The following is a 20,891-nucleotide window of genomic DNA, read 5'->3' on the forward strand; positions in this document are numbered from 1 at the left end:
TTTCAATCTCGTTTATCTGCACTCAGCGTGCGGTATAGACACCGTCGATATCGTCTCGCTGGCGGCCACCGAGAGCTGCGCCCACGCCGGCGACAAATGCCCCGATCAGCAGGGAGAGAGCACCGAGCAGAGCGGCCGTAGCGCTTGCCTGGCGCGCCGTGTCCGCTGCTTCCTGAGCCGCGACCTTCGCATCTTCGATGCTCTTCAGCACTTGATCGACGCGAGCATTGGCATCGGCTTCCGAAAGGCCGGTACGGGAGGCCACGACCTGCGCCAGATAGGTTCGGTCTGCTTCCGGCATCTCGCCGCGGGCAGCGCTGTTAAGCAGGATGCGCGATACCTGACCAGCCGTTTCGTCCACTGTCTGAGCGCCTGTCCCGGCCGGTGTCGCCGGATTGGCAGGGCGTAGCAGGTTATCGACGAAGTAGGACGTCGCACTGCTCGCAGCGTCCGAATTGCTGGCCGCTGCAGCGCCGGCCGCAGTTGCGCCGGCTGCGATTGTCGTGGTGGCCTGAACGCCTGTGCTGAGGACCGACGATAGAACCGAGCCCAGCGAGCCGGCGACAATCAGTGTTGCCACTGCCCATGCCAGAAGCCCATGCGCCGTATCGCGGAAAAACACCTCGTCGGCAGGAACCCCGCTCCATTTGGTCCGCAGCCGGCCGGCAACGTAACCGCCAAGGCCCGAGGACAGCCACTGCACTATGACAAGCCAGATGGCGCCCGTTACAGCGAAGGTGGTAAGGGATGCGCCTTCCGAGGACCAGGGCGAAACCATCGTCAACCCGAAGCCCGAGCCGAGAAGCATCAGAACCAGCGTAGCCGCAGAGGCCGCCGCCGCGCCGGCAAAGATCGCGCCCCAGCTGACGGCGGAGTCCGAGGATTCCGTCGTGGACGCGATCGCGGCAGTCGAAACCGGTATTGCCATCACGTCACCTATCGGAAGAAGAGTGCGAGAAGGATGATGATCGGGATCGGTATTCCCAGCATCCAAAGCAGAATTCCACGTCCCATAATGTCTCTCCTTGTTTTGAACAGACCGCGTTTTCAAATGCTTATGCGGTATGTGCCCAATAACTCGGGTCGTTGACTTTGGTTCCACGGGGGGCGCAGTCGTCGCGCGGATTTCGCTGGCATGCGGAGAGGAAGCGGCAGGTGCAATCGCGCCGCGCCCTGTAACGGAAACTCAGGCCTGCGTGCCGCCGACGGTCATGTCGTTCATGCGCAGATGCGGCTGGCCAACGCCGACCGGCACCCACTGTCCGCCCTTGCCGCAATTGCCCATGCCCGTGTCGAGCTTCATGTCGTTGCCGATCATGGTAATGCGCTGCATGGCATCCGGGCCGTTGCCGATCAGCATGGCGCCCTTGACCGGGGCGCCAACCTTCCCATTCTCGATCAGATAAGCCTCGGTGCAGCCGAAGACGAACTTGCCGGAGGTAATGTCCACCTGACCGCCGCCGAAGGAAACGGCGTAGATGCCCTTCTTGACGGAGGCGACGATCTCCTCGGGTGTCTTGTCGCCGGACAGCATATAGGTATTGGTCATGCGCGGCATCGGCACATGCGCATAGGACTGGCGGCGGCCGTTGCCGGTAGCGGTCATGCCCATCAGCCGGGCATTCTGCCGATCCTGCATGTAGCCGACCAGTTTGCCGTCGTCGATCAGCACATTATAGGCCGATGGCGTTCCCTCGTCGTCGATGGTCAGCGATCCGCGACGGGCCTCGATGGTTCCATCGTCAACAACGGTCACGCCCCTGGCTGCCACCTGGCTGCCCAGAAGCCCGGCAAAGGCCGATGTCTTCTTTCGGTTGAAATCACCCTCGAGACCGTGGCCGACCGCTTCGTGCAGCATGACGCCGGGCCAGCCCGATGACAGGACGACATCCATCGTTCCTGCCGGCGCATCGATTGCCGTCAGGTTGACAAGCGCCTGCCTAAGGGCCTCGTCGGCGCCACTCTGCCAGGTGCCGGTGGCGAGGAAATCGCCAAATCCCCTGCGGCCGCCGACGCCGTAGGAGCCGGACTCCTGCCGGTCGCCCTCGCCGACGACGACGGATATGTTGAGACGCGTCATCGGCCGGATGTCGTGCATGCGTTCGCCGTCGGCGCGCAGGATGTCGATCACCTGCCAACTCGCCGCGATCGAGGCAGTGACCTGCCGGACTTTCGGATCTTTGGCGCGCAGATAGGCGTCGATCTCCGCAAGCAGCGCGACCTTGGCCTCGAAGCTCGGCTCGCCGATCGGGTTTTCGTCTCCGTAGAGGCGTCTGTTGGTCCGCTGCGGAGCCGCCGCATAAGTGCCGGAATAGCCGCGGGTGACGGCGCCCACCGCATCGGCGGCGCGCTTCAGTGCCGACAGCGACAGATCGCCCGAATGCGCATAGCCGACGGCTTCACCCGCCACGGCGCGCAGGCCAAAACCCTGGTCCGTATTGAAGCTGCCGCCCTTGAGACGGCCATTGTCGAAGGACAGGGTTTCAGACTGGCTGTGCTCGATGAACAACTCGCCGTCGTCGGCGCCCGAGAGGGTTTGCGCAAGCACTGCGCGAACCGCGGCTTCGTCACTGTCGAACAGGTTGATGAGATCGGTGTTCATGGACGAAGCTCCTCGATTTTCGGCACGCACCCTATTTAGGTGTGGAGGAGGGAGGGGGCAAGCGCATGCGAATATAACCCTTGGCAACGCGCCGGGAGATCAGGGCAGCGCGTCATATCCGTCGCCGAAGCCCTTCAGGTCCACGGGAATGCCGATGCCCTCTTCCGGCGATTGGAAGACGATGAAGGTTGCAGTCCCGCCGCTGCGGAAGGTCTTCAGGAGTTCGTCCTCCAGGACGACCTCGGCATAGCAGCCGTCGGAGAAACAACGCACGAAATAGGCGCGCCCGATGTCCTTGCCATCGACATTGAGGCCAAGACCGTTTGGCAGAAGCACACCGAGCGGCGCCAGCACGCGTAGGATCTTTGCCTTGCGGTCGGCTGTCTTCAGGACGACGACGGAAAGACCCACTTCCGGACGGTCCTCGGCAATGACGTTCTGCATCAGGGCGCATTGCTCGGCGGTTGCTCCCGCTGGCTGGTCGCAGACGATCGACCATGCCCCGTGATTGGACTTGACGGTGCCAGGAGTTCCCGACTGCTGGGCTCCGGGCTGCTGGGCCGCCGCCTCGAAAGAAAAAAGAGCGGCAGCTAGGCCGAATGCCGCAACCGGCAACCGGGAAAGAAGGGACACGCCCATGTAAACCTCAAACTTGAGAATCAGTCGGCTATTCTTGAAGTGCGCACACGTAAATGAAAAGCCCTGCGCCGTACATTCCAGTCCGTTGTGGCGGAAATGGGGCTTTGCAGCCGGGAACGCCGGACAAACAGCATGCATTGCCCTCCACGGCATGCCGACATGGCGCGGCGGCCAACTTCCATGGTATGGTTTCGCCGAGGAGATGGAGTTGCAGGTTTCAGCCGTATCTGACGTCCTCGCGGCATGTGATTTCAATGAGCATGTGCGAAAAGCATCATTTGCGCAAAAATGCCGCATCCGCTCGAATGGACAGATGTTGCGGCGCTCGTCAAACTGTGGTTTGAAGCGCTTCTGTATAGCAGGGATTCTGCGTTCGGTTTGATCCAGATCAAGCGCCCAGGGAGACACATTGTGAAAAACAAGGCTCATGCAGTTCTGGCATCCATTGCCTGTCTGCTTTTTGCTACGAGCGCCTTTGCCGACAAGCCTGTCGCTTGGCAAACCAATTTCCAGCCGGCGGCAACCGGAATGATGGAAGAGATCACCTGGTTCGAGCATTATACGCTCTGGTTCATTATTCCGGTCACGCTTTTCGTTTTGGCGCTTCTGGTCTGGATCGTTCTGCGTTTCCGCGAAACGGTCAATCCGGTTCCATCCAAGACGAGCCATAACACGGCGATCGAAATCGTCTGGACGCTCGGCCCGGTACTGGTGCTGATCTTCCTCGCAATCCCGTCCTTCCAGCTTCTCAACAACCAGCTGTCCCTGCCACAGAACCCGGACCTGACGGTCAAGGCCACAGGCAACCAGTGGTACTGGTCCTATGAATACGAAGTCGGCGAAAGCCCGCTTTCCTTCGACAGCCTGCTGATGAAGGAAGAGGATCGGGCGTCCCTCGGCAAGGAAGACAAGGCCGAATATCCGCGGCTCCTGGCCGTCGATAACGAGGTTGTCGTGCCTGTCGGGAAGACAGTCCGCGTTCTCGTGACCGCCGCCGATGTCATCCATGCCTTTGCCATGCCGGCTTTCGGCGTGAAAATCGATGCCGTTCCAGGTCGCCTGAACGAAACCTGGTTCAAGGCCGACCGCGAAGGCCTCTACTACGGCCAGTGTTCCGAGCTCTGCGGCAAGGACCACGCCTATATGCCGATCGCCATCCGGGTGGTCAGCGAAGACAAGTATGCCACCTGGCTCGCTGCTGCCGCCACCAATATCGGTGACGCCAACAAGGCGCTCATGGCTTCCATCGACGGCGCGGCGAAGGCCGTCGACGTTGCTGAAAACGCCGCACAGTAATTCGAAGGGGGGATACGCCCATGGCCGGAACAACCGCTACCCACGATCATCTTCATGATCATGCGCAAGATCACGCGCATGGCGACCATGATCACGCCCATAAGCCGCTGACCTTCTTCCAGCGTTGGTTTCTATCGACCAACCACAAGGATATCGGCACGCTCTACCTGATCTTCGCGATCATGGCCGGCATCATCGGCGGCACGCTGTCGGTCGTCATGCGCATGGAGTTGCAGGAGCCGGGGATCCAGATCTTCCACGGTCTCGCCTCCATGGTCTATGGTTTCGAAGGCGACGCCGCTATCGACGGCGGCAAGCACATGTACAATGTGTTCACCACCGCGCATGCGCTAATCATGATCTTCTTCATGGTCATGCCGGCGCTGATCGGCGGCTTTGCCAACTGGATGGTCCCGATCATGATCGGCGCGCCTGACATGGCCTTCCCGCGTATGAACAACATCTCCTTCTGGCTGATCATCCCGGCCTTCCTGCTCGTGCTCCTCTCGATGTTCGTCGAAGGCCCGGCAGGCGGCTACGGAGCAGGGGGTGGCTGGACGATCTATCCGCCGTTCTCGACCTCAGGACAGCCCGGACCGGCGATGGACCTTGTCATTCTCGGTCTTCATATCGCCGGTGCCTCTTCGATCCTCGGTGCAATCAACTTCATCACCACGATCCTCAACATGCGCGCTCCCGGGATGACGCTGCACAAGATGCCGCTGTTCGCCTGGTCCGTGCTGATCACCGCGTTCCTTCTGCTTCTGTCGCTTCCGGTTCTGGCCGGCGGCATCACCATGCTGCTCACCGACCGCAACTTCGGCACGGCCTTCTTCGCGCCTGAAGGCGGCGGCGATCCGATCCTGTTCCAGCACCTGTTCTGGTTCTTCGGTCATCCGGAAGTCTACATCCTGATCCTGCCCGGCTTCGGCATCGTCAGCCACATCGTCTCGACTTTCTCGCGCAAGCCGATCTTCGGTTACCTCGGCATGGCCTATGCCATGGTCGCCATCGGCGCCGTCGGCTTCATCGTCTGGGCGCACCACATGTACACGGTCGGCATGTCGCTCGACACGCAGCGCTACTTCGTCTTCGCGACGATGGTCATCGCGGTTCCCACCGGCGTGAAGATCTTCTCCTGGATCGCAACGATGTGGGGCGGTTCTATCCGCTTTACCACACCGATGGTCTGGGCGATCGGCTTCATCTTCCTGTTCACCGTCGGAGGCGTCACGGGCGTACAGCTCGCCAATGCCGGTCTCGACCGTTCGCTGCACGACACCTACTACGTGGTTGCCCACTTCCACTACGTTCTGTCGCTCGGCGCCGTTTTCGCAATCTTCGCCGCCTGGTACTACTGGTTCCCGAAGATGAGCGGCTACATGTATTCCGAATTCCTCGGCAAGCTGCACTTCTGGGTCATGTTCGTCGGTGTGAACCTGGTGTTCTTCCCGCAGCATTTCCTCGGGCTTGCCGGCATGCCGCGCCGCTATATCGACTACCCGGACGCCTATGCCGGCTGGAACATGGTTTCCTCCTACGGGTCTTATCTTTCCGCCATCGGCGTGGTGATCTTCCTCTACTGCGTCTTCGAGGCATTCGCCAAGAAGCGCGTCGCGGGTGACAATCCCTGGGGCGAGGGTGCCAACACGCTGGAATGGCAGCTGACGTCGCCGCCGCCGTTCCACCAGTGGGAACAGCTGCCGCGCATCAAGTAAACAACAGGCGCGCGTGCATCGCGATCTGAAGCTGATTGAAGCGTCGTCATCCTCGGGTCAAACCCGAGGATGACGTGAGTAAAGAGCCTAAGTACGACAGGCTGTAAGGCCCCAGGATGGCAAAGGGACAGCGGGTTGCCCAATGTCCTGAAACGGTAGGAAACGCATGACAGTCATCGACAATCACGACGCAATCGGCTCGGAGGGCGGCATCCGTCTCTCGGAGGCGTCTGCGCGCGATTTCTTTGAGCTCCTGAAGCCGCGCGTCATGTCGCTCGTGGTGTTCACCGCTCTTGCCGGCATGGTTTTGGGCCCCGGCCACATCAATCCGGTTATCGGGTTCATCGCGATCCTCTGTATTGCCGTGGGCGCCGGAGCCTCCGGTGCCCTGAATATGTGGTATGACGCCGATATCGACGCGGTCATGAGCCGCACCGCAAAGCGTCCGATTCCGGCCGGAAAGATTACGCCCGAAGAAGCGCTGTCATTCGGCCTTATCCTGTCTGCCTTTTCTGTGGGCATTCTAGGCGTCGTCGTCAACTGGCTGTCGGCAGGGCTGCTTGCTTTCACGATTTTCTTTTACGTCGTGATCTACACCATGTGGCTCAAGCGCTCGACGCCGCAGAACATCGTCATTGGCGGCGCTGCCGGCGCTTTTCCGCCGATGATCGGCTGGGCCTGCGTGACGAACGGCGTATCGATCGAAAGCGTCGTTCTTTTCCTCATCACCTTTCTGTGGACGCCCGCGCATTTCTGGGCGCTGGCCCTGTTCAAGATGCGGGATTACGGCGCTGTCGGCGTGCCCATGATGCCGAATGTCCGCGGCGAGGCGACGACCAAGAACCAGATTATGATTTACGCCGTTCTGACAGCCGTGATCGGTGTCGTTCCCACGACGCTCGGCTTTGCCAGCACAGTCTACGGCGCCTTCGCGGGCTGTCTTGGGATCGGTTTTATCTGGTATTCGCTGGGCGTGCTCCGCATGCCGGAGGGTGATGAGAAAATGGTGCCGGCGAAGAAACTCTTTGCTTTCTCCATTCTTTATCTCTTCGCCATCTTCTCCGCTCTGATGGCCGATCATGTGATCGCCACGCTGTGGTTTGCCGGAAAGGTTTCCTGATGGAACTTGTGACACTCACCCAGAACCAGAAGAAGTCGCGCCGCGGCCGTAACATCGCGCTCGGTGTTGTGCTGTTCGCCCTGGTGGTGCTGTTCTACATCGTAACATTGATCAAATTCAGCAGCGGCATGGTGCAATAGATCATGGTGTCCACAGGGAATGCGGATCGGAAGAAGGAGAGAGCGAACGGCGTCATCGTCGCGTCCTGTCTCGCCTTCGTTTTCAGCATGGTCGGCATGGCCTATGCCGCGGTCCCGCTTTACGATATGTTTTGCAAGGTAACGGGCTATAACGGCACGACGAAACGCGTCGAACAGGCGTCCGACGTTATCCTCGATAAAAAAATCCGCGTTACCTTCGATGCCAATACGGCGTCGGGTCTGCCCTGGGATTTCAAGCCCGTGCAGCGCGATATCGAGCTGAAGATCGGCGAGACGGTGCAGGTTGCCTTCGAGGCGACCAATCTGTCGTCGAAGCCGGCGACCGGACAGGCGGTCTTCAATGTCACGCCAATGGTTGCAGGCGCCTATTTCAACAAGGTGCAATGCTTCTGCTTTACCGAAACGACGCTTCAGCCGGGCGAAAAGATGGATATGCCGGTGGTGTTCTTCGTCGATCCGGAAATCGTCAAGGCGGCGGAGACCAGAGGCATCAACACGCTGACCCTGTCTTACACGTTCTACGCCCGCGAGCCGTCCAAGCCGATCGCCGGCCTGGTGGTGAAGCCGGGTGAGACTGACAAGAAACTTTGATGGAGAGCCGTTTTCGGTTCAGCCGGAAGCGACATGAGAAAGACTGATCGGGGATTATCAATATGGCCGATGCGCACCAGAAGAACCACGACTACCATATCATAGACCCGAGCCCCTGGCCGCTTCTGGCTTCGGTCGGCGCTTTCATCATGGCCTTTGGCGGCGTCGGCTATATGCGGTATATCGCGGGCGGCTCCTTCAAGCTTTTCGGGCTGGAACTGGCCAACCCCTGGGTATTCTATATCGGCCTGGCGCTCGTTCTCTACACCATGTACGGCTGGTGGGCGGACACGATCAAGGAAGCGCATGAGGGCCATCACACCCGCGTGGTGTCGCTGCATCTACGCTACGGCATGATCATGTTCATCGCGTCCGAAGTGATGTTCTTCGTCGCGTGGTTCTGGGCCTATTTCGACGCCAGCCTTTTTGCCGGTGAGGCTATTCAGGCGACGCGCGCCGCCTATACGGGCGGTCAGTGGCCGCCGAAGGGCATCGAGGTACTCGATCCCTGGCACCTGCCGCTCTACAACACAGTCATCCTGCTCCTCTCCGGAACGACGGTGACCTGGGCGCACCATGCGCTGCTTCACAACGATCGCAAGGGCCTCGTCAACGGCCTGGCGCTGACCGTTGTGCTCGGTGTCCTGTTTTCCTTCGTGCAGGCCTATGAATATGCCCATGCGCCTTTCGCCTTCAAGGATTCGATCTACGGCGCCACCTTCTTCATGGCGACAGGCTTCCATGGTTTCCACGTTCTCGTTGGAACGATCTTCCTGCTGATCTGCCTTCTCCGCGCACTGAAGGGGGACTTCACGGCCAAGCAGCATTTCGGCTTCGAGGCTGCTGCCTGGTACTGGCATTTCGTCGATGTCGTCTGGCTCTTCCTGTTCTTCTCGATCTACATCTGGGGCGGCTGGGGCGCACCGCTCGCGCATTGAGTGGTTAATCGATGAAGCAAGTTTGAAAGGCGGGCGCTGTGGCGTCCGCTTTTCTCGTTTCCAGGGAATTTTGCGGTCAGCCGGCGACGCGCCTGTGAGCCTAAAGGTCGCGGGCCGGGACATATCCCCTTAAGGTCGAATGCGCTATTGAACGTCATACCTGAAATTTGACCGAGGACATCAAGACAATGAACCAGGACAGTGCGCATTACCCGCCCGTCGATCCGGTCAAGGCCGGCATCAAGGGACTTTGCCCGCGCTGCGGACAGGGGAAGCTGTTCAACGGCTTTCTCAAGGTCAGGCCGGAATGCGCAAGCTGCGGCCTCGACTATGGCTTCGCCGATTCCGGCGATGGACCGGTGGTCTTCGTCGTCCTGATCGTCGGTTTCATCGTCGTTGGTGCCGCTCTCTGGCTTGATGTCAACTATAACCCGCCGATCTGGCTGCATTTCCTGCTCTGGGTGCCGCTCGCCAGCATTTTTACGCTTTTTCTGATGCGCATGCTCAAAGGCATCCTGATCAGTCTCCAGTTCCGCAACAATGCACGATCCGGTGAGATCAATCGTGACTGAGTTGGTGCATGCCCCCCGCCGCCGGTTTCGTTTTCTTGCAGGCATGGTCCTGGTCCTCGTCGCCCTTGCCATCCTGTTGTCGCTCGGCACATGGCAGTTGCAGCGTCTCCACTGGAAGGAAGGCCTGCTTGCCTCCATTGCCGAACGCCGCGCCGCACCCCCGGCGGACTTAAGCGCCATCGAGGCCTTGGCGGCAGCCGGGGGGGATGTCGATTACCGGACGGTGCGCATCAGCGGCACCTATCTCAACAGCAAGGAGCGCCATTTCTTTGCGACCTATCGGGGACGCACGGGCTATTACGTCTACACGCCGCTGCAACTGGCCGATGACCGTTTCGTGCTGGTCAATCGCGGCTTCGTCTCCTTCGAGCGCAAGGAGCCGAACATGCGCAAACACGGCCAATTGACGGGCATGCAGACGGTGACAGGACTGGCGCGGGCGAAGCTTTCCGGCAAACCATCCTGGGCGGTGCCGGACAATGACGTGCGAAAGAACATTTTCTACTGGAAAGATCTCGACGTCATGGCATCCAGCGCCGGTCTCTCGACGGATCGCACGCTGCCGTTCTTCGTCGATGCCGACGCGACCCCCAATCCCGGCGGCATGCCAATCGGCGGCGTCACCCAGTTCGACTTTCCCAACAGCCATCTGCAATACGCCGTCACCTGGTACGGTCTGGCCGCCGCACTGGCCGCCGTCAGCGCTGTGTTCATTTTCCGGCGAACACGCTAAGAACCAAGGACCACGATACGGGAGAGCCCATGTCCATCCTTGCCAACAGTCTCGTTGCCCTGACGGCAATCCTGCATATCGGCTTTCTCGTGCTTGAGATGTTCCTGTGGACGAAGCCGCAGGGTCTTAAAGTGTTCCGCATGTCGCCGCAACAGGCGGAAGCGACGAAGGTGCTGGCTGCCAACCAGGGGCTCTATAACGGCTTTCTTGCCGCCGGCCTGTTCTGGTCGCTTGTCGCAACGCCGCCGGAATTTGGGTTGCAGCTCAAGCTCTTCTTTCTTGTGTGCGTGGTCGTTGCCGCTATATATGGCGCATGGTCGGTTCATCCGCGCATCCTGCTCGTGCAGGGCGGTCCGGCCATCGCGGCCCTTCTGTTCATTCTGCTGGCATCCTGATCAATGACGTTTCCCTCTCTCGCAAAGCAACCGATCACCCTGCGCCTTTGCGGGCCGCGTGGGTTTTGCGCCGGCGTCGACCGGGCAATCCAGATCGTCGTTCTGGCGCTGAAGGAGTTCGGCGCGCCGGTCTATGTCCGCCACGAGATCGTCCACAACCGCTACGTGGTCGAAGGGCTCGAGGCGAAAGGCGCGATCTTCGTCGAGGAACTGGACGAGATCCCGGAGGAGCATCGCAAACAGCCGGTGGTCTTCTCGGCCCATGGCGTTCCGAAATCGGTGCCGGCCGATGCCGCCAGCCGGAATCTGTTTTACCTCGACGCCACATGCCCGCTGGTCTCCAAGGTCCACAAGCAGGCCATGCGGCATAACAAGCTCGGCCGCCATGTTGTTCTGATCGGCCATGCCGGCCACCCGGAGGTGATCGGCACGATGGGCCAGTTGCCCGAAGGCGCGGTATCTCTGGTCGAGACCATCGAGGATGCGGAGCTTTATACCCCGTCCGATCCCGACAATCTCGGTTTCGTTACCCAGACGACGCTCTCGGTCGATGACACGGCCGGAGTCATCAAGCGGCTTCACGAACGCTTTCCGAACCTCACGGCGCCGGCGGCCGATTCGATCTGCTACGCCACGACCAACCGCCAGGAGGCGGTCAAGCAGGCGGCCCCCGGCTGCGATCTGTTCCTGATCGTCGGCGCCCCCAATTCATCCAATTCCAAGCGCCTGGTCGAGGTCGCGCTCAGGGCAGGGGCCACCAGATCCGTGCTGGTGCAGCGCGCTTCGGAGATCGAGTGGGACAGTCTCGGCGACCTTCGCACTGTCGGACTTTCCGCCGGCGCGTCGGCTCCGGAAGTGATCGTCAACGAGATTATCGAGGCGTTCCGGGACCGCTATGACATGGTCATCGAGCTTGCCGACACGGTGGAGGAAACCGAAAATTTCCTGGTCAACCGCGAGCTTCGCCACGTTCCGCTGACCACACAGGACATGGCCTTCGTGAATGGGGAATAGGACTTGCGGGCAGACAGCATGTATCCCCGGTCAAGCGTGATGACGACGATCTTGGGGCTGGTCTTTTCCGCAGCCACCACGTCCGTTGCGGGTGGTCCATGCCTTTGTCATCCCGGGACTTGACCCGAGGATCGATAAACTGACAAACCCACTCACCATCCCGGCAGAACCGATCAAACCCGCGAGATCAGACCTTGGCAGTTTACACCGACATCACCGAAGACGACCTGGGCAAATTTCTCACGGCTTATGATATCGGCACGCTCACCTCCTACAAGGGCATCGCCGAGGGCGTGGAAAACACCAATTTCCTGTTGCACACCACCAGGGGCTCCTACATCCTGACGCTCTACGAAAAGCGCGTCGATCAGAACGATCTGCCGTTCTTTCTCGGACTTATGCAGCATCTTTCGGATCGCGGCCTGTCCTGCCCGCTGCCCCTGCCGCGGTCGGACGGAAGGTTTCTCGGCCAGTTGTCGGGCCGCCCTGCCGCGCTGATCTCCTTTCTGGAAGGCATGTGGCTGCGCAAGCCGGACGCCGATCATTGCCGCGCGGTCGGCAAGGCGTTAGGCGACATGCACCTTGCCGCCGAGGGCTTCGATATCCGGCGGCGGAACGCCCTGTCGGTCGATGGCTGGCGTCCTCTCTGGAACAATTCGCGCGATCGTGCCGACGAGGTGCTGCCCGGCCTGACGAACGAGATCGCGGCTGAGCTGGATTTCCTCGAATCCCGTTGGCCGAAGGATTTGCCGGAAGGTGTCATCCATGCGGACCTCTTTCCCGACAATGTCTTTTTTCTTGGTGACCGGCTGTCGGGCCTGATCGATTTCTATTTCGCCTGCAATGATCTCCTCGCCTATGACATCTCCATCTGCCTCAATGCCTGGTGCTTCGAGAAGGACGGGGCGTTCAACAGAACCAAGGGCATGGCGCTATTGTCTGGCTACCAGAGCGTTCGGCCATTAACGGAGAATGAGGTTGCCGCGCTGCCGCTGCTTGCCCGTGGCTCTGCTCTGCGCTTTTTCCTGACGCGCCTCTATGACTGGCTGACGACGCCCGCCGGAGCGCTGGTGGTGAAGAAGGATCCTCTGGAATACTGGAAGAAGCTGCAGTTCCACCGCTCCGTTGCGGATGCTGCGGAATATGGACTGAAACCGTCTGGAGACGAAGCATGAAGCATGTCGATATTTTTACGGACGGTGCCTGCTCCGGCAATCCCGGCCCGGGCGGTTGGGGTGCGGTGCTGCGCCACGGCGATGTCGAAAAGGATCTCTGCGGCGGCGAGGCGGAAACCACCAACAACCGCATGGAACTGCTGGCCGCGATCACGGCCCTGACATCGCTCAAGACATCGTGCGAGGTCGATCTTTACACCGATTCCAAATATGTCATGGACGGCATCGGCAAATGGATTCACGGCTGGAAAAAGAACGGCTGGAAAACCGCGGACAGGAAGCCCGTCAAGAACGGTGAACTCTGGCAGGCGCTGGATGCCGCCAACCAGAGCCATAAGGTCACCTGGCACTGGGTCAAGGGCCATGCCGGCCATCCCGAAAACGAACGCGCCGACGAACTTGCCCGCAAGGGCATGGAACCGTTCAAGAAGAAACCGCGCGCTGTCGTCTGACTGGCGCGCGGTTCGAACGTCAAACACACTGTCCGGCAGTGGAGCGGACAGCAATCTTGGCGTCAGAGCTGATCCAGCATGGCAGCTGCTGCCGAAACCGTGGCCTGTCCCGGGCTCTCCTCAACATTCAACGACTTGACGATGCCGTCTTCCACCAGCATCGAATACCGTTTAGAGCGCAGGCCGAGGGTGCCGGCCGAAAGATCGACATCCATGCCCAGCGCCTTGGTGAAGTCGGCATTCCAGTCAGACAGGAAGTGGATCTTGTCCATGCCGCCGGATGCGGTCGCCCAGGCACCCATGACATGCACATCGTTCACAGCGACAACGGCGATCTCATCGACGCCGCGGGACAGGATGGCGTCGCGGTTTTCCAGGTAACCCGGCAGATGGTTCAGCGAGCAGGTCGGCGTGAAGGCGCCGGGAACGGCAAACAGCACGACTTTCTTGCCGGAAAACAGCTGCTCGGTGGTGATCTCGACCGGCCCGTCGGCAGTCTTTTCCTTGAACGTGGCGGCGGGCAGCTTGTCTCCGACGGAAATTGTCATGATGTCACTCCTTGAGGGCGCTTGGGACGGACGGAGCGGCTGCACTCCGGGATCGGCTGGGAATATAGATTTGCCTCAATCAAAGGCAAGCGGCGTTTCCATGCTTTGGCCGCCGGATCGGGCAACCAGGAAAATCGCGCCGCTTTTGAGATTGCCGCCCTTTGCCGGCGCCCGGAACGGCACTTCCAGCAGGTAGGTGCCAGCCTCTGCGGCAAGCTTCCTCGGCTTGCCGAAGCTGAAGCCGGGAGGGCCGGCGAGAAAAATCTCGGGCGGGGTTTCAGGCGAAGCCGATGGCGCGACCATTGAGAGGCGAAGCGTTTTTGCTGCCTGATCGAGAGAAGCGGTCTTGACCCGAAAACCCTCGCTCGGCTGTGCCGGGAGAGCGGCAAACGCATCCTTGATCCGTGCCTCGTCCAAAGGATTCTCCACGTCATTCGCCTCGAAGGCAAGATCGCCCTGCACGGGGATGCAGATGTCCTTGCAGATACCAAGGAAGAACGAAGCCTTGATCTGCGCCGCTCGCGGCCGGTCTGTTTTCAGGAGAAGCGGAAAGGCAACCGGCCGATCATAACCCGTATAGCGCACGATGCCGTCGTCGAAGTTTTTCGGTGGGGGGAAGCGCATGCCGGAAAAAACCACACCGGTGGCCGGGTCGATCGTGATCTGAGGCGGGATGCCGCTCGCGCCTGGTTCCAGCCAATAGGTCTTCCAGCCGGGTTTCAGGCGAATGTCGAGAATGGCGGGAATGGCACCATCAGGCTTCGGCCGCCCGGCGACGATGCGGATATCGCCACCCTGCGACGTTACCCACTGGCTTCTGGCTGCCGTTGCTGCGGATGCGATAAAAAAATACGCGGCAAGACTTGCCACCGCTGCCAAAAGAGTCACACTCGTTCTGAAGGGATGATGTTTCATGGCGATGACGCTTATCGCTTTTGGAGTATGGTTTAAAGGCGTCCGTTTTCACCTCCGGATCATTTTCTCTTGAGGAAACTGATGAGGCTGGGAAAGGCGGCTGGGAAGCTGGACGAAATCCGACCGAGAAGGCTAGAGCCATGATAGCGACATTCCAGAAGAAGCGGGAGCGGGGCTTGCTGGACGGTCAGTTTCTGATCGCAATGCCCGGCATGTTCGACAGCACGTTTGCCCGCACGGTCATTTTCGTCTGCGCCCATTCCAAGGACGGTGCCATGGGCTTCGTACTCAACCGTGCGCAGCCGCTGACCTTTCCGGATGTGCTGCAGCATCTGCAGATCGTCGATGAAGCAGAGGCTATTCAGCTTCCCTCAAAGGCCCGCAACTTTCAGATCCAGACTGGCGGACCCGTCGAAACCGGCCGCGGCTTCGTGCTTCACTCCGACGACTATCTCAGCGAATCAAGTATTCCCGTCAGCGACGACATCTGCCTGACGGCGACACTCGATATCGTGCGCGCCATTTCTCGGGGCGAGGGGCCATCGAAAGCGATGATGATGCTCGGCTATGCTGGCTGGGGAGCCGGCCAGCTGGAAGCGGAGATCGCCAACAATGGCTGGCTCAATTGCCCGGCAAACGACGAGCTGATTTTCGATCGCGATCTCGGCGACAAATATGACCGGGCTCTGGCGCTGATGGGTGTTTCCCCGGCAATGCTGTCGGTCGATGCCGGTCATGCTTGACCTCGGCCGAACCCGACTTTCCGATCTTTTTGGGAAAATGGCTTCGCCGGAGATGGACCGTTTACCAGACGCTTGCAGCTCAACAGCGGGGTGAGAATGGCGCGGGAATGAATTTGTGCCTTGCGCTTCGTTGGCCGGAACCATTTGACGACACCGCCGTTTTCATCGGCGAGGGCAGGATGGCTATACTGACCCAAAATCAAAGGATCCGACAATGGGAAGCACTTCTGACAAAGTTTCCGGCACGGCCAACAAGGTTGCCGGCAAGGCCAAGCAGGCTGTTGGCAAGGCGATCGACAATGACAGGCTGAAGGCTGAAGGAAAAGGCCAGGAAGTCAAGGGCAAGGTCCAGACTGCTTCCGGCAAGGCCAAGGACGCCGTCAAGGGCGCGGTCGATCACATCTGATAATTTCGCCGTCCTTGCCTTACAGGCTAGGATGTGCGCGAGGTGCGCGGATCGACTGTCCTGACGGGTTCAACTGGATGGACGATTCTAGCGCCGATGCCCGCTGTGCCCCGTGCCGGCGGGCATTCATCTGTATGGACGTTCGCAGAATTACTTAAATTTTTTACGAGGCATCAATGAGACTTTTTGCATGCGCGAATTGCGGCAACCCTATTCATTTCGACAATCGTAGCTGCATCAATTGCGGCAGCCGGCTGGGATTCCTGCCTGAGGACGTGATGCTTTACGCGCTCGTGCCAGCAAATGATGGCAATTGGCAGGTTTTCAACGGGCACGGCGGCGCGGTTCGGTTCTGCGCCAACGAAGCTGCCGATATCTGCAATTGGCTGTTGCCGGTACAGGACCACAACATCTATTGCGCGGCATGCCGCCACAATCGTATCGTCCCGGTAACCGACAATGCGGAAGGACTGGCCCGGTGGCAGAAGATCGGCCAGGCCCAGCGGCATCTGTTTTACTCTCTGCTGCGCTGGAACCTGCCCCATCCCGGCCGCGATGTCGATCCGAATGGCGGTCTGGTGTTCGATTACCTGGCCGACGAGGTTGATGCCAATGGCAATGTCATCCCGGCCATGACCGGCCACGAAGACGGGCTCATCAGCCTGCGTGCGGCGGAGGCGAACGACGCCACCCGGGAAAGTGTGCGCGTGTCCATGGGCGAGCCCTACCGGACGCTGCTTGGCCACTTCCGCCATGAGATCGGTCACTTCTACTTCGAGCAACTGGTGCGCGACGACCAGACCCTGTGGGAGGCCCGATCCCTGTTCGGCGATGAACGCGAGGATTATGCCGAGGCTCTGAAGCGCAACTACGAGCAGGGACCGCCGGCCGATTGGCAGACCCGGTTCATCAGTACCTATGCCAGCTGCCATCCGGCGGAGGATTTCGCCGAATGCTGGGCGCATTTCTTCCATATCGTCGACACGCTGGAAACGGCCCGAGCGTTCGGCCTGTCAACCGACCCGCGCCGTCACGGAGACATGGCGACAGAAATTGCTTTCGACCCCTATCGCGCACCGGACGCCCAGGGGCTCGTCGACGCCTGGGTACCCCTCAGCGTCGCCCTCAACAGCCTCCAGCGCAGCATGGGGCAGCCCGACAGCTATCCCTTCATACTCTCGCCGCCAGTCGTGGAGAAGCTTAACTTCATCAACAGGCTGATCAGGCGGGCAGGAGAGGGCTACGCTCGGTAGCGGCGATCACGCTGAGACGTTCGAGGTCTGGAGTTTCACACCACTGCCTCACGCCCGTTTCATCAACGGAAACCGCTCCTTGAGCAACCGCTGGATCAAGTCCGGGGCGATCGGCGGGCCGAAGAGGAAGCTCTGGCCGTAGTCGCAGCCCATCTGGGCGAGCTGAATGGCATCTTCCTCGGATTCGATGCCCTCGGCGACGACCTGCATGTCGAGATCGCGCGCCATGCCAATGATCGACCGGAGCAGGATCGTGCGCCTGTCCCCCGGATCCCTGACCAGCGCCTTGTCGATCTTGATCGTGTCGAAAGGAAAGCGGGTGAGGTAGGCGAGCGAGGAGTAGCCGGTGCCGAAGTCGTCCAGTGCCAGCGATAGACCGGCATCCTTCAGCTTTTCCAGAACAAGCCGCGCCTGTTCGGGATTTTCCATTACGAGCGATTCCGTCAGTTCCACCTTCACCTTTGCCGGATCGCAATGGTTCTTGCTGAGGATTGCTCTCACATCGTCATGCAGGTCGTTGTTAAGCAGTTGCGCGCTCGACAGGTTGACCGAAACGAAGATCGGCAGATCGCCGGTCTGGATCTGCCATTCCGTCAGGTCGCTGCTTGCCCGCTCGAAGGCAAAGAGGCCGAGTTGGTGGATCAGGTCGCAATTCTCCGCAATCGGGATGAATTCCGACGGCGAGATGCTGCCGCGTTTCGGATGTTCCCAGCGCATCAGCGCCTCGAATCCGGCGATTTCGGCGTCCTGAAGGCGCACGATCGGCTGGTAGACGAGGCTGAGTTCCTTGCGCTCGATGGCGCGGCGCAGGTCGTTCTCCAGTTGCAAACGGTCGGTGCCGGAGGTGCGGAACGCCGGCCGGAAGGGTTCGACACGGTTGCCGCCGGCCTTCTTGGCACGGAACATCGCCAGCTCGGCATCACTGAGAAGACTTGCCGCATTTTCCTGCTGATCGACCCATGACACGAGACCGACCGAGGCGGTAAGATTGATTTCGCGGTTGCCGAAGTTGAGCGGCACCATGATGGCCTTCGACACCGCGTCGGCAAAGTCCGCCACCTTGGCAGGGTCGCGCTCGGACATCAGGATCAGGCCGAACTCGTCGCCACCGAGCCGCGCCAGCGTGTCCTGCGGCTTGATCAGGCGCCGCAGGCGGCGCGTCAGGGCAATCAGGATATTGTCGCCTGCGGCGATCCCAAGCACGTCGTTGACCTGCTTGTAGCGGTCGATGTCGATGGTGAGAATCGTCGGGCGCACCCCGGTCGCGCCGGGCGCGAAGGACAGGATGGATTGCAGGCGGTCAAGGAAAATCTGGCGGTTCGGCAGACCGGTCAGGTTATCGTGCAGCGCATTGTGCAGCAGCCGGTCGATGGAATTCTTCTGCTCGGTAATATCGACGATGGTGCCGACGCAGCGGATGATTTCGCCGTTGGCGCCGAGAACCGGCCGCGCCCGGATGGACAGCCAGTGATAGTGGCCGTCCTCGGCCCGGATGCGGAATTCGTGGTTCAGCCGCCCCTTGCGATGCTCGAGAAGAACGTCGAGCGTTGCCCGGAATCGATCCCGGTCGTCCGGGTGAAGCCGCGGTACCCAGTTGCGGACGGCGCCATGCATGGTGCCCGAGGCAAGCCCCAACTGCGCGGAAATGTCTGGGATGGTCACGACCCGGTCGCGCGCAACGTCCCAGTCCCAGACGGTGTCCCCGGACCCGGTGAGGGCGAGCGACTGGCGCTCCAGATCGGAAAACAGCCCCTGGCTATAGGCGCCACCGGCAAAGGCGTGCTGCATGACCGTGAAGCCGATCAGGAGCACGATGAGCACCAGCCCGCCGCCGAGCGCCGGCTGCACGATGTCGTTTGCCAGTTGTCCGGTGACCGTCAGCCAGGCGCCGAACAGCCAGACGAGGATCAGGATCCAGGCCGGAACGAGAAGAATGGCGCGGTCATACCGGTTGAAGCCGAGATAGGCGATCAGGATGATGCCGGCCGTGCCGGTCAGCGCGAAGGACAGACGGGCAATGCCCGACGCGATGGCCGGGTCATAGATCGCCACGCCGAAGAGGAGACCGAGGCCCAGAATCCAGGCAAGCGTCACATAGGAAAGATGCTGGTGCCAGCGATTGAGATTGAGATAGGTGAAGAGGAAGATGACGAGACCGGCAGCCAGAAAGACTTCGGTTCCCGCCCGCCATATGCGCTCGTCTCCGGACGTGATGCTGATCAGCTTGGACAGGAAGCCGAAATCGACGCAGATATAGGCAAGCACCGCCCAGGCCAGCGCCGCCGTCGCCGGCAGCATGGAAGTGCCCTTGACGACGAACAGGATGGTGAGGAAAACCGCAAGCAGGCCTGCAATGCCCAGCACGATGCCGCGATAGAGCGTGAAGGCGTTGACCGTATCCTTGTAGGCGTCGGGTTGCCACAGATACATTTGCGGCAGGTCGGGGCCTGCCAGTTCCGCGACGAAGGTGATGACCGAGCCGGGGTTGAGCGTGATGCGGAAAACGTCCGCCTCGTCGCTTGCCTGGCGATCCAGCGCAAAGCCTTCGCTCGGCGTGATCGAAAGAATGCGCTGCGAGCCGAGATCGGGCCAGAACAGCTTGGAATTCACCAGCCGGAAATGCGGGGCGACGATGACGCGCTCCAATTGCTCTTCAGAAACATTGGCCAGCGCAAAAACAGCCCAGTCGCCCTGGTGATTTTCGGCTGAGGAGCGAACCTCGATGCGCCGGACGATGCCGTCCGTGCCCGGTGCCGTCGAGACCTGGAAGGCCTCGCCGCGTCCGGTATAGATCTCCGTCGTCGCCGTCAGGTCGAGCGCCGTATCCTCACGCGAAATCTTCACCGGTTCGATGGCATGCGCCATCCCGATTCCCAGCAAGCAGATTGCGGTCATCACGGCAGTCAGGAACGCCAGAAGCCTTCCAGCTGTTGCCAGAAGCCTTCCAGATGTTGGAGGAGACGGCATGCGCTTCACAAACATTCAGTCACTCGAATTCCCGGTTGGAACGCTGTCGCGCGCGAGCAGCGAAAACATCAGGTGATCCCGCCATTGCCCGTTGATTTTCAGATATTCCCGCAGATAGCCTTCGCGTTGAAACCCGGCCTTTTCAAGGAGCCGGATGCTTCTCTGGTTCTCGGGAATACAGGCTGCCTCGATGCGGTGCAACTGAAGGCTGGAAAAGATATAGGGAACGGCGAGCCGCACGGCCTTCGCCATATGCCCCTTGCCTGCATGACGCTCGCCCATCCAGTAGCCGATCATGCAGCACTGCGCGGCCCCGCGGCGGATATAGCCGATGGTCAGCCCTCCGACGAGGGCCTCATCGGCGCGGGAAATGATGAAGAGCGGCACGGCCTGACCGGACGCGAACTCCTGCTCGTTTCGGATGACGCGGCTCCTGAAGGCGCTCTCCGTCATCTCGTCGGCGCGCCAAGTCGGCTCCCAAGGCTCAAGAAAAGCACGGCTATCGCTGCGCAGCCGGTACCACTGGCGGTAGTCGGTGGCTTTCGGCAGCCGAAGGACGTGGGTCTCGCCAATGATCTCGACCGGGTCCGGCTGCCGTGACAGAAACCGAAAGACCGATCGCGCCATAGAAGTCTCCGCAGTCGCTGAAGTGC

The 20,891-nt window shown here is 60.5% G+C and carries 22 protein-coding genes; 15 read left to right on the top strand and 7 right to left on the bottom strand.

Annotated features, from left to right (window positions below):
* Positions 1-22: 22 nt before the first annotated feature.
* From PY308_RS06495 to PY308_RS06505, 3 genes are all read right to left on the bottom strand, one after another.
* Positions 23-928, bottom strand: coding sequence for a hypothetical protein (locus tag PY308_RS06495; RefSeq protein ID WP_275789379.1), 906 nt, complete (start codon positions 926-928; stop codon positions 23-25).
* Between the two features lie 258 nt (positions 929-1,186).
* Positions 1,187-2,602, bottom strand: coding sequence for a metalloprotease TldD (tldD, locus tag PY308_RS06500; RefSeq protein WP_275789381.1), 1,416 nt, complete (start codon positions 2,600-2,602; stop codon positions 1,187-1,189).
* Positions 2,603-2,701: 99 nt separating this feature from the next.
* Positions 2,702-3,241: an invasion associated locus B family protein gene (locus PY308_RS06505; protein WP_275789383.1), complete on the bottom strand. Its 540-nt coding sequence runs from the start codon at positions 3,239-3,241 to the stop codon at positions 2,702-2,704.
* Positions 3,242-3,652: 411 nt separating this feature from the next.
* Here PY308_RS06505 and coxB point away from each other — a divergent pair, with 411 nt between their 5' ends.
* From coxB to rnhA, 12 genes are all read left to right on the top strand, one after another.
* Positions 3,653-4,537 carry a cytochrome c oxidase subunit II gene (gene coxB, locus PY308_RS06510; RefSeq protein ID WP_275789384.1) on the top strand — a complete coding sequence of 295 codons (885 nt, stop codon included), beginning with the start codon at positions 3,653-3,655 and terminating at the stop codon, positions 4,535-4,537.
* 20 nt (positions 4,538-4,557) lie between these two features.
* A complete protein-coding gene (gene ctaD / locus PY308_RS06515) occupies positions 4,558-6,255 on the top strand; it encodes a cytochrome c oxidase subunit I (protein WP_275789386.1) in 1,698 nt (565 codons plus the stop codon).
* A gap of 166 nt (positions 6,256-6,421) precedes the next feature.
* Positions 6,422-7,375, top strand: a complete 954-nt coding sequence (locus tag PY308_RS06520) for a heme o synthase (protein ID WP_275789388.1) — start codon at positions 6,422-6,424, stop codon at positions 7,373-7,375.
* Positions 7,375-7,515, top strand: a complete 141-nt coding sequence (locus PY308_RS06525; protein ID WP_275789391.1) for a cytochrome c oxidase system small membrane protein — start codon at positions 7,375-7,377, stop codon at positions 7,513-7,515. The genes PY308_RS06520 and PY308_RS06525 overlap by 1 nt, the downstream gene beginning before the upstream one ends.
* 3 nt (positions 7,516-7,518) lie before the next feature.
* Positions 7,519-8,127: a cytochrome c oxidase assembly protein gene (locus PY308_RS06530; RefSeq protein WP_275789393.1), complete on the top strand. Its 609-nt coding sequence runs from the start codon at positions 7,519-7,521 to the stop codon at positions 8,125-8,127.
* A gap of 62 nt (positions 8,128-8,189) precedes the next feature.
* Positions 8,190-9,065 (top strand): cytochrome c oxidase subunit 3, encoded by an 876-nt coding sequence (locus tag PY308_RS06535; protein ID WP_275789394.1) that lies wholly within the window; start codon positions 8,190-8,192, stop codon positions 9,063-9,065.
* A gap of 188 nt (positions 9,066-9,253) precedes the next feature.
* Complete coding sequence (locus PY308_RS06540) at positions 9,254-9,637, top strand: DUF983 domain-containing protein (protein ID WP_275789396.1); 384 nt, start codon at positions 9,254-9,256, stop codon at positions 9,635-9,637.
* Positions 9,606-10,370 (top strand): SURF1 family protein, encoded by a 765-nt coding sequence (locus tag PY308_RS06545; RefSeq protein WP_275789398.1) that lies wholly within the window; start codon positions 9,606-9,608, stop codon positions 10,368-10,370. The genes PY308_RS06540 and PY308_RS06545 overlap by 32 nt, the downstream gene beginning before the upstream one ends.
* A gap of 29 nt (positions 10,371-10,399) precedes the next feature.
* A complete protein-coding gene (locus PY308_RS06550) occupies positions 10,400-10,765 on the top strand; it encodes a DUF1304 domain-containing protein (RefSeq protein WP_275789400.1) in 366 nt (121 codons plus the stop codon).
* A gap of 3 nt (positions 10,766-10,768) precedes the next feature.
* Positions 10,769-11,779 (top strand): 4-hydroxy-3-methylbut-2-enyl diphosphate reductase, encoded by a 1,011-nt coding sequence (gene ispH / locus PY308_RS06555; RefSeq protein ID WP_275789402.1) that lies wholly within the window; start codon positions 10,769-10,771, stop codon positions 11,777-11,779.
* Between the two features lie 194 nt (positions 11,780-11,973).
* Positions 11,974-12,954, top strand: coding sequence for a homoserine kinase (locus PY308_RS06560; RefSeq protein ID WP_275789404.1), 981 nt, complete (start codon positions 11,974-11,976; stop codon positions 12,952-12,954).
* Positions 12,951-13,406: a ribonuclease HI gene (rnhA, locus tag PY308_RS06565; RefSeq protein WP_275789406.1), complete on the top strand. Its 456-nt coding sequence runs from the start codon at positions 12,951-12,953 to the stop codon at positions 13,404-13,406. Before PY308_RS06560 ends, rnhA begins: the two co-directional genes overlap by 4 nt.
* 62 nt (positions 13,407-13,468) lie before the next feature.
* On the opposite strand, the gene PY308_RS06570 is transcribed toward rnhA, so the two are convergent.
* Together PY308_RS06570 and PY308_RS06575 are read right to left on the bottom strand one after the other, a co-directional pair.
* A complete protein-coding gene (locus PY308_RS06570; RefSeq protein WP_275789408.1) occupies positions 13,469-13,954 on the bottom strand; it encodes a peroxiredoxin in 486 nt (161 codons plus the stop codon).
* Positions 13,955-14,029: 75 nt separating this feature from the next.
* Positions 14,030-14,869, bottom strand: a complete 840-nt coding sequence (locus tag PY308_RS06575) for a protein-disulfide reductase DsbD domain-containing protein (protein ID WP_275789410.1) — start codon at positions 14,867-14,869, stop codon at positions 14,030-14,032.
* A 140-nt stretch (positions 14,870-15,009) separates the two neighbouring features.
* On the opposite strand from PY308_RS06575, the gene PY308_RS06580 reads away from it, so the two are divergent.
* The 3 genes from PY308_RS06580 (at position 15,010) to PY308_RS06590 (ending at position 17,271) form a co-directional block, all read left to right on the top strand.
* Positions 15,010-15,612 (top strand): YqgE/AlgH family protein, encoded by a 603-nt coding sequence (locus tag PY308_RS06580; RefSeq protein ID WP_275789412.1) that lies wholly within the window; start codon positions 15,010-15,012, stop codon positions 15,610-15,612.
* Positions 15,613-15,826: 214 nt separating this feature from the next.
* Positions 15,827-16,018: a CsbD family protein gene (locus PY308_RS06585; RefSeq protein ID WP_275789414.1), complete on the top strand. Its 192-nt coding sequence runs from the start codon at positions 15,827-15,829 to the stop codon at positions 16,016-16,018.
* A gap of 176 nt (positions 16,019-16,194) precedes the next feature.
* Positions 16,195-17,271 carry a zinc-binding metallopeptidase family protein gene (locus tag PY308_RS06590; protein WP_275789415.1) on the top strand — a complete coding sequence of 359 codons (1,077 nt, stop codon included), beginning with the start codon at positions 16,195-16,197 and terminating at the stop codon, positions 17,269-17,271.
* Between the two features lie 48 nt (positions 17,272-17,319).
* Here PY308_RS06590 and PY308_RS06595 read toward each other — a convergent pair whose 3' ends face one another.
* The gene (locus tag PY308_RS06595) at positions 17,320-20,253 is read right to left on the bottom strand and encodes an EAL domain-containing protein (protein WP_434064208.1); all 2,934 of its coding nucleotides are present in this window, start codon (positions 20,251-20,253) and stop codon (positions 17,320-17,322) included.
* Positions 20,254-20,865, bottom strand: a complete 612-nt coding sequence (locus PY308_RS06600) for a GNAT family N-acetyltransferase (RefSeq protein ID WP_275789417.1) — start codon at positions 20,863-20,865, stop codon at positions 20,254-20,256. It abuts the gene before it with no gap.
* Between the last annotated feature and the right edge of the window lie 26 nt (positions 20,866-20,891).

Origin of the sequence: Pararhizobium gei, assembly GCF_029223885.1 — a bacterium.
Classification (GTDB): domain Bacteria; phylum Pseudomonadota; class Alphaproteobacteria; order Rhizobiales; family Rhizobiaceae; genus Pararhizobium; species Pararhizobium gei.

Bases quoted from the DNA above. Each gene is read 5' to 3' on its own strand.
- PY308_RS06495 (WP_275789379.1), bottom strand. From the start codon at position 928: ATGGCAATACCGGTTTCGACTGCCGCGATCGCGTCCACGACGGAATCC.
- tldD (WP_275789381.1), bottom strand. From the start codon at position 2,602: ATGAACACCGATCTCATCAACCTGTTCGACAGTGACGAAGCCGCGGTT.
- PY308_RS06505 (WP_275789383.1), bottom strand. From the start codon at position 3,241: ATGGGCGTGTCCCTTCTTTCCCGGTTGCCGGTTGCGGCATTCGGCCTA.
- ctaD (WP_275789386.1), top strand. From the start codon at position 4,558: ATGGCCGGAACAACCGCTACCCACGATCATCTTCATGATCATGCGCAA.
- PY308_RS06520 (WP_275789388.1), top strand. From the start codon at position 6,422: ATGACAGTCATCGACAATCACGACGCAATCGGCTCGGAGGGCGGCATC.
- PY308_RS06525 (WP_275789391.1), top strand. From the start codon at position 7,375: ATGGAACTTGTGACACTCACCCAGAACCAGAAGAAGTCGCGCCGCGGC.
- PY308_RS06530 (WP_275789393.1), top strand. From the start codon at position 7,519: ATGGTGTCCACAGGGAATGCGGATCGGAAGAAGGAGAGAGCGAACGGC.
- PY308_RS06535 (WP_275789394.1), top strand. From the start codon at position 8,190: ATGGCCGATGCGCACCAGAAGAACCACGACTACCATATCATAGACCCG.
- PY308_RS06540 (WP_275789396.1), top strand. From the start codon at position 9,254: ATGAACCAGGACAGTGCGCATTACCCGCCCGTCGATCCGGTCAAGGCC.
- PY308_RS06545 (WP_275789398.1), top strand. From the start codon at position 9,606: ATGCACGATCCGGTGAGATCAATCGTGACTGAGTTGGTGCATGCCCCC.
- PY308_RS06550 (WP_275789400.1), top strand. From the start codon at position 10,400: ATGTCCATCCTTGCCAACAGTCTCGTTGCCCTGACGGCAATCCTGCAT.
- ispH (WP_275789402.1), top strand. From the start codon at position 10,769: ATGACGTTTCCCTCTCTCGCAAAGCAACCGATCACCCTGCGCCTTTGC.
- rnhA (WP_275789406.1), top strand. From the start codon at position 12,951: ATGAAGCATGTCGATATTTTTACGGACGGTGCCTGCTCCGGCAATCCC.
- PY308_RS06570 (WP_275789408.1), bottom strand. From the start codon at position 13,954: ATGACAATTTCCGTCGGAGACAAGCTGCCCGCCGCCACGTTCAAGGAA.
- PY308_RS06575 (WP_275789410.1), bottom strand. From the start codon at position 14,869: ATGAAACATCATCCCTTCAGAACGAGTGTGACTCTTTTGGCAGCGGTG.
- PY308_RS06580 (WP_275789412.1), top strand. From the start codon at position 15,010: ATGATAGCGACATTCCAGAAGAAGCGGGAGCGGGGCTTGCTGGACGGT.
- PY308_RS06585 (WP_275789414.1), top strand. From the start codon at position 15,827: ATGGGAAGCACTTCTGACAAAGTTTCCGGCACGGCCAACAAGGTTGCC.
- PY308_RS06590 (WP_275789415.1), top strand. From the start codon at position 16,195: ATGAGACTTTTTGCATGCGCGAATTGCGGCAACCCTATTCATTTCGAC.
- PY308_RS06595 (WP_434064208.1), bottom strand. From the start codon at position 20,253: ATGTTTGTGAAGCGCATGCCGTCTCCTCCAACATCTGGAAGGCTTCTG.
- PY308_RS06600 (WP_275789417.1), bottom strand. From the start codon at position 20,865: ATGGCGCGATCGGTCTTTCGGTTTCTGTCACGGCAGCCGGACCCGGTC.